13 protein-coding genes are annotated in these 12683 nt (G+C 65.3%); 9 read left to right on the forward strand and 4 right to left on the reverse strand.

Translation table 11 applies throughout. The features are described from left to right. The first annotated feature begins 92 nt into the window (after window positions 1–92). The gene (locus ACX80X_RS10830; RefSeq protein ID WP_248762184.1) at window positions 93–473 is read left to right on the forward strand and encodes a VOC family protein; all 381 of its coding nucleotides are present in this window, start codon (window positions 93–95) and stop codon (window positions 471–473) included. A gap of 176 nt (window positions 474–649) precedes the next feature. Continuing rightward, on the forward strand, window positions 650–931 hold the full coding sequence (locus ACX80X_RS10835) for an iron chaperone (protein WP_252608824.1): 282 nt from the start codon (window positions 650–652) through the stop codon (window positions 929–931). Between the two features lie 12 nt (window positions 932–943). Here ACX80X_RS10835 and ACX80X_RS10840 read toward each other — a convergent pair whose 3' ends face one another. Then, a complete protein-coding gene (locus tag ACX80X_RS10840; RefSeq protein ID WP_252608821.1) occupies window positions 944–1378 on the reverse strand; it encodes a nuclear transport factor 2 family protein in 435 nt (144 codons plus the stop codon). 594 nt (window positions 1379–1972) lie between these two features. Between ACX80X_RS10840 and ACX80X_RS10845 the strand changes: the two genes are divergently transcribed. The 5 genes from ACX80X_RS10845 to ACX80X_RS10865 all read left to right on the forward strand — a co-directional run bounded on the left by ACX80X_RS10845 (window position 1973) and on the right by ACX80X_RS10865 (window position 4810). Continuing rightward, window positions 1973–2524, forward strand: a complete 552-nt coding sequence (locus ACX80X_RS10845; protein ID WP_459311997.1) for a hypothetical protein — start codon at window positions 1973–1975, stop codon at window positions 2522–2524. Further along, window positions 2407–2700, forward strand: a complete 294-nt coding sequence (locus ACX80X_RS10850) for a GNAT family N-acetyltransferase (RefSeq protein ID WP_459311993.1) — start codon at window positions 2407–2409, stop codon at window positions 2698–2700. The genes ACX80X_RS10845 and ACX80X_RS10850 overlap by 118 nt, the downstream gene beginning before the upstream one ends. Then, on the forward strand, window positions 2697–3410 hold the full coding sequence (locus tag ACX80X_RS10855) for a hypothetical protein (RefSeq protein ID WP_252608816.1): 714 nt from the start codon (window positions 2697–2699) through the stop codon (window positions 3408–3410). Before ACX80X_RS10850 ends, ACX80X_RS10855 begins: the two co-directional genes overlap by 4 nt. A 62-nt stretch (window positions 3411–3472) precedes the next feature. Then, window positions 3473–3808 (forward strand): cupin domain-containing protein, encoded by a 336-nt coding sequence (locus ACX80X_RS10860; RefSeq protein ID WP_056346835.1) that lies wholly within the window; start codon window positions 3473–3475, stop codon window positions 3806–3808. 45 nt (window positions 3809–3853) lie between these two features. Then, window positions 3854–4810 carry a 2-hydroxyacid dehydrogenase gene (locus ACX80X_RS10865; protein WP_459311964.1) on the forward strand — a complete coding sequence of 319 codons (957 nt, stop codon included), beginning with the start codon at window positions 3854–3856 and terminating at the stop codon, window positions 4808–4810. Between the two features lie 26 nt (window positions 4811–4836). On the opposite strand, the gene ACX80X_RS10870 is transcribed toward ACX80X_RS10865, so the two are convergent. Then, a complete protein-coding gene (locus tag ACX80X_RS10870; protein WP_252599324.1) occupies window positions 4837–5754 on the reverse strand; it encodes a proline iminopeptidase-family hydrolase in 918 nt (305 codons plus the stop codon). Between the two features lie 193 nt (window positions 5755–5947). Continuing rightward, complete coding sequence (locus tag ACX80X_RS10875) at window positions 5948–9400, reverse strand: DEAD/DEAH box helicase (protein WP_252599323.1); 3453 nt, start codon at window positions 9398–9400, stop codon at window positions 5948–5950. Window positions 9401–9724: 324 nt separating this feature from the next. Here ACX80X_RS10875 and fdhA point away from each other — a divergent pair, with 324 nt between their 5' ends. After that, complete coding sequence (gene fdhA, locus ACX80X_RS10880; RefSeq protein WP_252599322.1) at window positions 9725–10936, forward strand: formaldehyde dehydrogenase, glutathione-independent; 1212 nt, start codon at window positions 9725–9727, stop codon at window positions 10934–10936. Here the strand turns inward: fdhA and ACX80X_RS10885 are convergent. Beyond that, entirely contained in the window at window positions 10870–11439 is a 570-nt protein-coding gene (locus ACX80X_RS10885) for a hypothetical protein (RefSeq protein WP_459311967.1), read from the reverse strand. The genes fdhA and ACX80X_RS10885 overlap by 67 nt on opposite strands. A 167-nt stretch (window positions 11440–11606) precedes the next feature. Here ACX80X_RS10885 and ACX80X_RS10890 point away from each other — a divergent pair, with 167 nt between their 5' ends. Next, window positions 11607–12674 (forward strand): LacI family DNA-binding transcriptional regulator, encoded by a 1068-nt coding sequence (locus tag ACX80X_RS10890; protein WP_459311969.1) that lies wholly within the window; start codon window positions 11607–11609, stop codon window positions 12672–12674. The last annotated feature ends 9 nt before the right edge of the window (window positions 12675–12683 follow it).

The following is a 12683-nucleotide window of genomic DNA, read 5'->3' on the forward strand; positions in this document are numbered from 1 at the left end:
CGGCCACGCGGCACCGGACAACGGGGTTCCGGAACCGCCTCCGGGGGAGAGCATCGCCATCAACGCGAAAGCAAGGCACAAAGGAAATCATCATGCTCAAGGATCGAACCATTATGGCTGTTCTCGCTGCGAAGGACATCAACAGGGCGAAGGATTTCTATCGGGACAAGCTGGGGCTGGAACCGTCCGATTCCATGGAGGACGACAGCCTGTTTTACAGCGGCGGCAACGGAACGGGTTTCCTGATTTACCAGACGGAGAATGCCGGGACGGCCAAGAACACCCAGATGGGCTGGGAAACGGACAACCTCGAAGCCGAGATGGAGGAACTGCGGGGCCGCGGGGTCGTCTTTGAAGACTACGATTTCCCCGGCCTGAAGACGGAGAACGGCGTTGCGGATAACGACTGGGGGAAGTCCGCCTGGTTCCTGGACAGCGAAGGGAACATTCTCAACATCTCCCAGCGCAAGTAGCCAGCCGCAGGGCTGATTGGCGCACGAAGGGGCCGCACTTGCCGCGAAGGCAGGTGCGGCCCCTCGCGCCACGCTCAGGAATAGCGCGTCACGCTCAGGAATAGAATGGGTGCCATGGGCTCCGTTGACATTCCTTGGCCGATCTTCCTGAGCCGGACCGCGGCTGCCTGCAACATGTGATCGATGTTGCAAGGGCCGTTGTGCCGGAGGCCGAGCAGGGGATGAGCTACGGGATGCCGGCCCTGAAATTTGAGGGAAAGCCTCTCGTGGGCGTCGTCCGGGCAGGCAAGCACCTCTCCGTCTTCCCGTTTTCCCCGGCGGTGATTGACGCCGTCGCCGGCCGGCTTGAAGGGTACTCCCTGTCCAAAGGGACCATCCGGTTCACGGCGGCGCATCCCCTCCCCAACGACGTGCTGGAGGACATCGTCCGGCTGCGCCGTGCCGAGATCCTCAAGTAGGGCCGGCGCCGATCAGTGTTTGGACAATTCCGGAAGCAGCCCGAGCTGTCCCAGGAAGTCCATCTGGTCAAAGTAGAAGTGGTGCGATGTGATCTGGCCACCCTCCACCCTGGCGATGTCGCAGCTTCTGACCCTGACCTGTTTGCCCGTGGCCGGCAGGGTTTCGCCGGAAGGCAGGCTCAACGGCCCGGTGTTGGTTCCGGCGACGAAACCCTCATCGATAGCCACATTCCCGGCCCCATGCTTATCGGCGTACTCATACGTGACGTCCGGCAGCGCTTCCCAGAAATGGAAGAGGTAGTTGGTGATTCCCTCCCGCCCGGTGAGCTCGCCTTCATCAGGAGTAAAGGCCACGGCGTCCTCGGCGTAGCACCCCGCTAGTGTTTCCTTGTCCTTTGCTGCCATGGCCGTGGTTAAGCGGTCCATGACCTCGCGTGCCTGTCCCATTTCGACCTCCATGTGTTGAGGGCGGCCGCACGGAAGCGTGGGCCGCTTCGTGATTTGTCCCTGCAATCACAGGCGCCATTTTAAGTACACGTCCGCCGTAGAGGAGTGTCAACGAACGGGGATGCCCTCTGTGAATACCGCGGAGGAAGAGGCAGCCAATGGGCACGGAAACAGTTGAGGCAGTTCTCCATGACGGCTCAACCATCCCCGTCACGGTTCAGGGAGACGGACCCGGAGTCCTCCTGCCGGTCAGCCTGGCGCCCCACACCGCGGCGGAGGCGGAGACGCTGCGCCAGTGGGGCGGGGACCCGGACCTGGGACCAAACCTCATCAACGGACTGGCACCAACCAACCGGGTGATAGCCGCGTACTACGAAGCGCACCGCATGGCCCACCCGGCGCCGCAGACGCTTCACCCCGGGGAACATCGCGAAGGATCTGCTGGCAATTGCCGATGCCGCCGGCGTCGACCGTTTTGCCTACTACGGCTACTCCTGGCTGGCGCTGTGCGGCCTGCAGCTCGCACTCCGCACCGACCGTCTGCGGGCGCTCGCCTTGGGCGGGTTCCCGCCGCTCGAGGGTCCGTACCGAAGCATGCTGGCCGTCACCCGCGCCCCGCACGCCATGTCCGTGGAAAAGGCCGGCGAACCGGCAGGCCAGGTCACGGAACCTGAACCGGGCGACTGGGATTCGGTGTCGGTCCAGACCACCGAGGCGCAGACGCAGCAGTTCGTCACCCTGTACGAAGCGCTGCAGGACTTTGACGATTCCGCCGCAGTGCTCCCGGGGGACCTGCCCAAACTCGCGTTCGCCGGCGCCGAGGACCAGATTGACTACAAACCGGTCTGGGGCGGAGTGCGGGTGTCCATCGGGGAGCCCCTGGCGAGGCATCAAGCGTCCCTGACCAAAGCCGGGTGGGACGTCCGCGTCCTGCCGGGCCTGGATCACATGGGCGCGATGCACAGTGTCGACCATTCCTGGCCGGCAGCGACCCGCGGATCATTGCCGTGGACGCCAACCATGAAGTGGTGGGTCTCGCCGACTCGGGTCCCGCACGGGATGAGGACGGCCCGGAGGCGCTGGAACTGTATTCGCTGTACACACTCCGGCGGACGCACGGAAGCGGGCTGGGGGCCGCGTTGCTGAGCGCGGCCATCGGTGAGAGTCCGGCTTATCTCTGGGTGCTGGAGAACAATCCCCGGGCGCAGGCCTTCTACCTCAAACACGGCTTTCGCCCTGACGGCACGCGCGGCCAGCTGCCACCCGAGTGGGAAGAGCTGCCCAAAATCCGCATGGTCCGTCCGGCGAGGGCCCGGTCATGACTATGCGGACAGGATCCTTACCGGATAAGGGGTTGCTACCGCGCTGGGCCAGGATCGCCGTCGCCGTTTATCTGGCGGTGACGGTTGCCGCTGTCGGGGCTTCGCTCGTCACCGGTTCCTTCGAAACGGGGCTGGATGCCGTGTTCCGGGAGCGGCTGTGGCTGGCCGTGGTGGTTCTGACGCTGCCCGTTTCGGCGGCGTATTTCGCCGTGGTCTTCCTCCTTGATTCGTCGGGTCCGCCGCCGCAGGGTGGGTTGAGGCCGACGACGGTTATCCACTACCTGGGATTCCTCGCCCTTGCGGTGGTCAACGCAGCGCTCTTCCGGTGGATGGTCCTGAGCATCCGGAAGCCGGTTCCAGCCGCCAGGCCTCTCGCTATGCCTCAGGTTCCGGGGGTGACAATTCACGGGGTCACCCGGAACGTTCGGCACCTCTGGTGGACCGTGCCCCTCGCTGTCCTGCTGAGCTTTCCGCAGTGGCTCGTGGCGGGTCTTGCCTGGTGCGGGATCAGCGGCTGCAGCGGTGGAGGCTTCGGGGTGTCCACCGGTACCGAATGGTTGGCGGTCACCATGAGCGTGGTGAACGGGTTGATTCTCACGGTGGCTGTTTTTGCAGTGCGCTGGCTGTATCCCACGCGGAGGCGCGCCCTCATTGCCCTGGCGGCCGGAACGCTGTTCGGGCTTCTGGGGGCTGCCGTCACGCACGGGTAGCACCGCAGGACGGTGAGTGAACGGCCCTCGGCAACGCCGTCAATCGTAGGTACGGTTGCGTCATGCAAAAGATATCGATTGAGGCTTTGGCCCGTCAGCAGATCGCTGCCGCTGTTGCGGCACCGAGCGGGCGGGCAGCCGATACAGCGTTCGGCGGGCATGAGAAGAAACTGCGCCAGACCGTCATGGCCTTCCGTGCCGGCACGCAGCTCAGCGAGCACCAGAACCCCGGCGAGGCAACGGTCTACGTGCTGAAGGGATCGGTCTGGCTGAGGGCTGGCGGGGAGTCGTGGCAGGGCAAAGCCGGAGACCTGCTGATCGTGCCGGACGGGCTGCACAGCCTGGAAGCGGAAGAGGACTCGGCGGTGCTGTTCACGGTGGTCAAGACCGACCGGTAGCGCTGGGCTGGTTAACTGGCAGGAAAGTCGAGAGAAGGAGCACCCATGTCCGGTTTGCCCGCATCACCGAAACTACGGGTGAGTCTGCCCAGCCAGAACCTGGTGGACGCACTCGAGCCGTCCGCCGGCGTCGAACTCTTCCTGTGGGACCTGACCGGCCCGGCGCCGGCGGAGCAGTTCGACATTGTGGTGCCGCCCTACATGGGCGGGGTGGGGGCGCTGGCTGCGCTGGACTCCGTGGGCGTCGGCCTGGTGCAGAGCCAGCTGATCGGTTACGACGGCGTCGAGGCGGTGCTGCCCGCGGGGTGCCTTTTCGCCAACGCGGCGGGAGTGCATGAGACGTCGACGGCGGAACTTGCGTTGGGCATGATCATCGCCAGCCAGCGGGGGATCCCGGACTTTGTGCGGAATTCGGCGACGGGAACCTGGGACCACCGCGAGCGCCCTAGCCTGGCCGACAGGCGGGTGCTCCTGGTGGGTTATGGGGGAGTGGGGAAGGCGGTTGAGGCCCGGCTGCTGCCGTTCGAGACCGAGGTGACGCGGCTGGCCAGCCGCGGCCGCGACGATGAGGGCGGCAGGATCCACGGGATTGATTCCCTGTATGAGCAACTGCCGCTCCACGACATTGTGGTGGTCAGTGTTCCCCTGAGCGAGCAGACCCGGCACCTGGTTGACGCCCGGTTCCTGGCGGCGATGCCGGACGGCGCACTGCTGGTGAACGTGGCCCGCGGGCCGGTGGCCGATACCGAGGCATTGCTGCGCGAGACGTCGTCCGGCAGGCTCCGGGCCGCCCTGGACGTGACGGATCCGGAACCGCTGCCGCGCGATCATCCCCTGTGGACCGTGCCCGGTGTCCTCATCACCCCGCACGTGGGCGGGGCCAGCTCGGCCATGCTGCCGCGGGTGGCGCGGCTGATCCGGAAGCAAATCGGTTTGTTGCAGGCCGGGCAGGAACCGGTGAACGTGGTGCTGGGCGGGCTTGCTGGGCGTACATCCGGTTAAGACTCAGGCGAGGACTTACAGGACCGTCAGCCCCGTTGAACCTGTACGGGCGTTTCCGTGGGTGCCTGTTCCGCCCTGTGCAGGAAATCTCGCAGTACCTCCTGGTAGCGCTCAGGTTCCTCGAGATGGGGCATATGGCTGCTCTCCTCGAAGATGACCAGCTCCGATCCCGGCACCAGGCTGTGGTACCAAGCCGCGTCCTCCGGCCGAATCTCATCGTGACGGCCGCACAGGAACAGTGTAGGAACCGTTAGTTCACCCAGGCGACCGGTCACGTCATAGTCCTTGTGGATGCCTGTGATCTGGAATTCGCTCGGCCCCTGCATCCGCTCATAGATAGCCTGGTTCAGTTGGCTAAAAGTCCGCATCAAAGAATCCGGCCACGGGTCCAGCCGGCAGACGTGTCGAAGGTAGAACTCCATCGTGGCCGCCTGGTATTCATCGGAGTCCGTAGTTCCTGCGGCCTCGTGCCGGTCCAGCACAGCGCGGACATCCGCGGGCAGGGCCGCGCGCAGTGCCGCTGCACCGACGGCGTAGCGGGGCAGGCTCAGGCATGGATTCGCCAGGACCAGGCTCGCCAGCCTCTCCGGCGTCCGGAGGGCGTACTCGGTCGCGATGATCGTCCCCCAAGACTGGCCGAGCAGGTGGACGCGACCCAATGCGAGGCCGTCAAGGATCCTGCCAAGTTCGTCAACCAGGCGCTCGTTGGTCCACATTTCGATATCGTCGGGCGCATCCGATTTTCCCGCCCCGAGTTGATCGTAGAAAACCACCGGCCGCTCATCGGCCAGGGCCTCCAACGGCTCGAGATAGTCATGGGTGGCACCTGGGCCGCCGTGAACAATGACCAGCGGTGTGTGCTGACCGTCGCCGACGACCCGGTACCAGACACTGCCGCCGGGAACCTCCAGCCGGTCCTCCCGAACGTTTTCTCCAGCGGCCATGATCCACCCCGAAATGAGTAAGTCGGCGCGCGAGCAGCGCCACCTGCTTCCGATTAGACTCCGCATCCCCGTGCAGGTCAACAGACCGCGCTGGGCGGGAACGAGAGCCTTGGCTGGCGGGGCTGCCCCTAATTGAGGGAACGGAAGAACGCCGCCGCATCTTCCGCGACCTGCTCCGGGGCGTTAGCGCGCGTCAGCCGTCGAACAGGCCCCGCACGTCATCCGCAGTCAGTGCTGAGGCGAACATCGCGTCGTCGTCCAGCACGGCGGTGAACAGCTTGGCCTTTCTCTCCTTGAGCGCCATGACTTTCTCCTCGATGGTGTCCTTGGCCACCAGCCGGTAGACCATGACGTTCCGGTTCTGGCCGATCCTGTGGGTGCGGTCAACGGCTTGCGCCTCTGACGCGGGGTTCCACCATGGGTCCAGCAGGAATACGTAGTCCGCCTCAGTCAGGTTCAGGCCGAATCCGCCTGCTTTGAGGCTGATGAGGAACACGGGTGCGCTTCCGGACTTGAACTGATCGATCACGTCGCCGCGCCGGCGGGTCTTGCCGTCCAGATAGGCGTACTCGATGCCTTCAGCGTCGAGCCGCGCCGCGGCCTTGCCAAGGAATCCGGTGAACTGGCTGAAGATCAGGGCGCGATGTCCCTCCGATACGATGTCGCCGAGTTGCTCCAGCAGGGCATCAAGTTTGCTGGACGGGACGGAGGCGTATTTCTCGTCCACCAGGGACGCGTCCAAGCTGAGCCTGCGCAGCATGGTGAGGGATTTGAAGATCGCGAAGCGGTTCTTGTTCATATCATCCAGCAATCCCAGGACTTTTTGCCGTTCGCGCTGCAGGTGCCGCTGGTAAATCGTGCGGTGCCGCGGCGCCAAATCCAGCTCCAGCACCTGTTCCTGCTTGGCGGGAAGATCCTTGGCCACAAGGTCCTTGGTGCGGCGCATCATCAGAGGCCGGATCCGCCGTCGTAGTTGCGCCAGTTTCTCCGCGTCCCCGTCTTTCTCCACCGGCTTCTGGTAGTAGTCGGCGAAGTTCCTCGACGACGGAAACAGCCCGGGAGCGGTGATGGAGAACATGGACCACAGCTCCATCAGGTTGTTCTCCATGGGTGTCCCCGTGATGGCGAGCTTGAACGGGGCGGGGAACCGGCGGGCATTCTGGCTGGCCTTGGTGGCCGGATTTTTCACAAACTGCGCCTCGTCCAGCAGCAGCCCCGCCCATTCCTGGGCCGCGTAGGCCTCGTAGTCCAGCCGGAACAGTGTGTAGGAGACAATCACGACGTCGGACTCTGCAGTGAGTGCCGCGGGATCCGTTCCGCTGCGCTGCAGCGTGTCGGTGACGGCGGTGACGCGCAGCCCGGGGGAAAACCGCCCGATTTCCGCGGCCCAGTTGGGCACCACCGAGGTAGGGGCGACCACCAGGAAAGGGTGGCGTGCGGCTTCGTCCCGTGCCGGTGCGCCGATGCCGTTTTTCGCGTGGCAGATCAGGGCTATGGCCTGCAGTGTTTTGCCCAGGCCCATATCGTCCGCGAGCACGCCGCCCAGGCCCTGCTCCCACAGGAAGGCCAGCCAGTTGAAGCCGTCCTGCTGATAGGGGCGCAACGATGCGACGAGGCCCGCCGGCTGCGGCACGTCCAGCATCTCCGAGAACCGCAGCAGCCCTCCGACGCTCCGCCGCCAGGAATCGGCCTGTTCGGCGGTGGTTGCCAGTTCCTCGAACTCGTCCCAGAGGCCGGCCTGGTACCGGCTGATCCGCAGGGGCCCCTCGTGGTCCTGCAGGGCCCTGGCTTCCTCGATCAGGCGGCGCAGCCGGAGGAATTCGGGCTGGTCGAGCCGGAAGTAGCTGCCGCTGGCCAGCATCAGGTGTTCATCGCCGGCGGCCAGGGCGCGGAACAGCAGGTCAAAGGGGATTTCTTCCCCGCCCAGGGTGACGGTGACGCCCAAATCAAACCAGTCGCCGTCGTCCGTTCCCTTGGTGCTGACGCTGACCAGCGGACTGTCCGTCAGCTCGCTGTAGTCCGGCGCCGGGCCCGAGGTGACTACCCGCACGTGCTCGAACTGTTCCAGCGCGGGCAGCGCATCGGTAGTGAACCGGGCGGCGGCGACGTTCCTGAGCACAGTGGGCTCGACGCTGCCGGGGTGGCCGGACGGCTGGTCCGGGAATTGCTCCTGCCAGGCGGACGGAAACGGGGCCAGAACCCCGGCCACCTGCGCCAGGAGTTGGGACTCGAACGTGTGGTCGCGGTATCCGTTGCCGGCGTCGGGCAGCGGCTGGCGGGTGACGGTGGCCGCGGACGCGTACTCCCAGTGCCAGTGAAGCTGCAGTGTGGCGGAATTATGGGTGGCGGTCAGGACCAGCTCCGGCGGCAGGATCTGCGGAAGTTCCACGGAGGCATCGCTGGAGATGACATCGGTGGCCTGGGCCAGTTGCGGGAAGCTGGCTCCCAGGAAGGCGTCGCGGGCCTCCGCCGGGACCCGCAGTTCGGTTCGGTGCATGATCAGGGGCCGGAGGGCTTCCGGTACAGGCCCCGCGCTCGGGGCGAGGTGGAAGCCCCGGGGCGCCTTGGATGTGCCCGGACCGGTGGCGGAATCCCACCAGAACACTCCGTGGCCGGGCTGGCCGATCATGCCCAGGGCCCGGCGGTCCGGTGAACTGGCGTCACAGTTCACCCCGACGTGCGCGGCCAGCCGCAGTCCGCCGTCGTGATCGCTAAGATCCAGTGACAGGCTGACAGGGTCATGAATTACGACGACGTCGCCGGACTTTGCGGCGACCAGCGCCACTCCGACGTGGCGGGCTTCAGCGAGGAGCTGCCAGAGCAACGGGCTGTGGAATTGGTCCAGGGGAAGGTGCGTGCTGGTTGCCTGTGAGCCTTCAATGGCGTAGACGGCGGCGAAGGTCCGCATCCAGCGGACCTGTTCCGGCTTGAAGGCTTCGCGTGGGTAGCCGTAGTAGTGGGAACGCCCGAAGGTATCCCAGCGGAGTTGGCCAGCCACCCACTTGCCTTTGACCCCAAGTTTTACGGGCCGGGCCGTCAGGCTAATGGCAGAGGCCGATTGATTTTCCCAGGGATCGTGGAGTCCGTGCTGGGACCAGGTCCGGCCTGGTGCCGTTTCCTGCAGATCCAGCTGCACGCCGAGCTGGAGTGGGGGTGTGGTGGCGGCAGAGCTGACGCCGGGGTTGAAGGCTGTGTGGCGGGGAGTTGGCTGCGGGTGAAGAATGCTGTGGAGCTGCCGCTGCCAGGGATCGGGAGGGGACTTCTTTGGTGCCTTCGCACGGGCCGGGGCAGGGGCCCGGGCAGCGGCGGCGGGAATGACCAGAAGCGGCGGCTGCTCCATCACGGGCCCGCTGCTGATTTCCAGGAGCAGCGCGGCCACATGCTTGCAGTTGTACTCCATAGGGCAGGAGCAATTGCCCCATTCCAGGCGCAAACCGTTGATGCCGTTCTTGAACGAGGCCCTGGTCCGATACGGGGCGCTGCGGTTGCCCTGGACCTTGCCTTTCAGCTCCAGTTTCTGGGGATCCCACTCGACGCCTGAGACGGCGCCCTTTCGCGCATAGGTGCGGCCGCGGCTGAGCGAGGTGCCGCCCACCAGGGAGCTGATCACAGGGTCGGCGAGGTGTGGCGGGTGCGTCAAAGTCACCGGTTAAGGGTACCGGCCGTACGGGTGAAGCTGCTCAAGGTTTCGTCCCTGGCCGCAACGGAAGCCGGAGAGATGACGAGTTGTACCTACAGGCGGCGGAGCTCTTGACGGCCAACCGGCCCCGGCAGGGGAGCAGATAAAGATAAGGGGTTCGGGCTATGGACCCTTCGGGCCGGCATGCCTAGACTGGCCGGACCCCCAACGCCAGGAAAACATCCAGCTGCTCAAGCAACGGGCAGGCCCTGCACGTGGGGATCCATCGCAACACTCATGATTCATGGCGGCCCCACCGGGCTTCGCCGTTCTGACCAGAGGAGAGCACTGATGACTGGGAACAAAGCCGTTGCCTACAAAGAACCGGGCAAGGTCGAACTGATCGACATCGACTATCCAAGCTTCGAACTCCAAGACGGCCCGGGCGTGAATCCGGCGAACGTGGGGCGCACAGTACCCCACGGGGTCATCCTGAAAACCGTGGCCACCAACATCTGCGGTTCGGACCAGCACATGGTCCGCGGGCGCACCACGGCGCCGCCCAACCTGGTGCTGGGGCACGAGATCACCGGCGAGGTGGTGGAGGTTGGTCCCGGCGTCGAGTTCATCAAAGTGGGGGACATCTGTTCGGTGCCCTTCAACATCGCCTGCGGCCGCTGCCGGAACTGCAAGGAACGCAAGACCGGCATCTGCCTGAACGTTAATCCGGACCGCCCCGGCAGCGCCTACGGCTATGTGGATATGGGCGGCTGGGTGGGCGGCCAGGCCAACTATGTGCTGGTCCCGTACGCAGACTGGAACCTGCTGAAGTTTCCGGACAAGGACCAGGCCCTGGAAAAGATCATGGACCTGACCATGCTGTCGGACATTTTCCCCACCGGCTTCCACGGCGCCGTGACGGCCGGGGTGGGCGTCGGCTCCACAGTGTATGTGGCCGGCGCTGGGCCTGTTGGCCTCGCAGCGGCCACCAGCGCGCACTTGCTGGGTGCCGCCGTCGTGATTGTGGGCGATCTGAACGAGGACAGGCTGAAGCAGGCGCGCAGTTTCGGGTGCGAAACGATTGACCTGAGCAAGGGCGGCCCGGCGGAGCAGATCGAGCAGATCCTGGGCGTCCCGGAAGTGGACTGCGGCGTGGACGCGGTGGGCTTCGAAGCGCGCGGCCACGGCCATGACGCCAAGGAGGCGCCCGCTACGGTGCTGAATTCGCTGATGGAAATCACCGCGGCCGGCGGTGCGCTGGGCATTCCCGGGCTGTACGTCACCGGCGATCCGGGCGGCGTGGACGAAGCTGCCAAGAAGGGTGCGCTGAGCCTGAGCCTGGGCACTGGCTGGGCCAAGTCGCTCAGCTTCACCACCGGACAATGCCCGGTGATGAAGTACAACCGGCAACTGATGATGGCCATCCTGCACGACAAGGTGAGCATCGCCAAGAACGTGAACGCGAAGGCGATCAGCCTGGAGGATGCGCCCAAGGGCTATGCCGAGTTCGACGCCGGAGCGGCCACCAAGTACGTCCTCAACCCGAACGGATACCTCAGCTGAGCGCCTGCCGGGCGGCCGCCGTCGTCGGGAATCACGACGGCGGCCGCTGGTTTGGTGCCTGACCTCAACCGAGCAAGCTGAGGAACGCCGTCGTATCTTCCGCCACTTGTTCCGGGCACTCCCACAGCACAAGATGTGCCATTCCGGGGTACACCTTCAGCGCGGAGCCGGGGATCCGGGTGGCTAGGGGTTTCCTGGTCGCTGCGTGACAGCAAGCCGTCCTGCGCGCCCCACAGGATCAGCGTGGGGGCGTTGATGGTTCCCGCTTCCGTGGGCGGGGTGGCCTCGCCCAGGCCGTTCAGGATGGCTTTCCACACGTGGGCTGGCATCCTGAGACCGTCGCGCACGCGGTCCTCGAGCGACCACCGCGGAACATCGTGCAGCAGGGCAAACCAGGTCAGGGAATCCCGGACCCAGCCCTCGTCGAGGGGGTCCGTCAGGCGGTCCACTTCGTCGGCGAAGGGTGCCCGCCCGTGGAGGCTCAGGCGACAGCCCACCAGCACCAGTGCGGCAACCTTTTGTGGATGGGAAATGGCGAGCTGCTGGGCGATGTAGCCGGAGGCTGGTCAGCCCGGTTATGAGTCCCCGGCGTCGGCATTGGAGTCAGCGACGCGCTGAACGCATTGCAAGCGCTTGCGTTACTGCGGAATGCTTGTCTAGCATAGGTTGCATGGTAGCAAACGTTGAATCAGTGGCGGAACGTGCTGGGGTCTCCATATCAACAGTCTCCCGTGCGCTGCGTTCCGTTCCGGGTGTTTCGACGGCAACTCGCAAGCGCGTGCAGAAGGCGGCCGATGAGCTAGGGTATTCGGCATCCCCGGCTGCGTCGCGTCTTGCGACAGGCCGGACGATGACCGTGGGCATCGTGGTACCGGTGCTGGCCAAGTGGTTTTTCGGAAAGGTTATTGGCGAGGCCACACACACGCTCCGGGAGGCCGGATTCGATGTGCTCCTCTACGAGCTCGCCACTGCCGGACAGCGTCAGAGGTTCTTCGGCACCGTGCATTTGCATGGCCGTACGGACGGGGTCATCATCATGGCCCTGCAGCCGAGCAGGGAGGAGCTGGAATCGCTCGCCTCCCAGGGGCAGGCGGTGGCTTTGCTGGGGGCTCAAGCGCAGGGCGCCGGATCGGTGTCTGTGGACAACGTCGGGGCCGGGCGGGCTGCTGTGAGGCATCTGTTGAACCTAGGCCATGAGCAGATAGCGTTCATCGGCATCCGTGATGAGGAGGGCAGCAATTTGGGCGGTGTGCCGCCCTTGGAGCGGCTGGTGGGATACCGGGAGGCTCTGGCCGAGGCCGGACTGACCCTGGACGTCGCCCTTGAACAATTCGATGAGAACAGTGTCGCTGGGGGCGCGGCGGCCATGTCCCGGCTGCTTGTCGCTGGACGCGCTCCGACCGCGGCTTTTGTAGCCTCCGATGAGATGGCCTTCGGGGTCCTTAAGGTCCTCCGCCAGGCAGGCCTGGAAGTTCCCCGGGATTTCTCTGTGGTCGGATTCGATAACCACGAGCTCTGCGACGTCGTGGGCCTGACAACGATGGACCACGAGGTGGCCGAACAAGGACAGGACGTCGCCCGGATCCTCCTGGAGGTCATGCATGGAGGGCAAGCGGCCAACCTTGCCCGTCCGGCACGCCTGGTGGTACGGGAGACCACCGCACCGCCCCGGGCCCTGCGCACAACACCTACCGCCCCGGATTCTCAGTATTCCGCCGGACACCCCGGCAAACTCTGAAAGGAAACT

It is taken from the genome of Pseudarthrobacter sp. MDT3-1 (assembly GCF_054510755.1).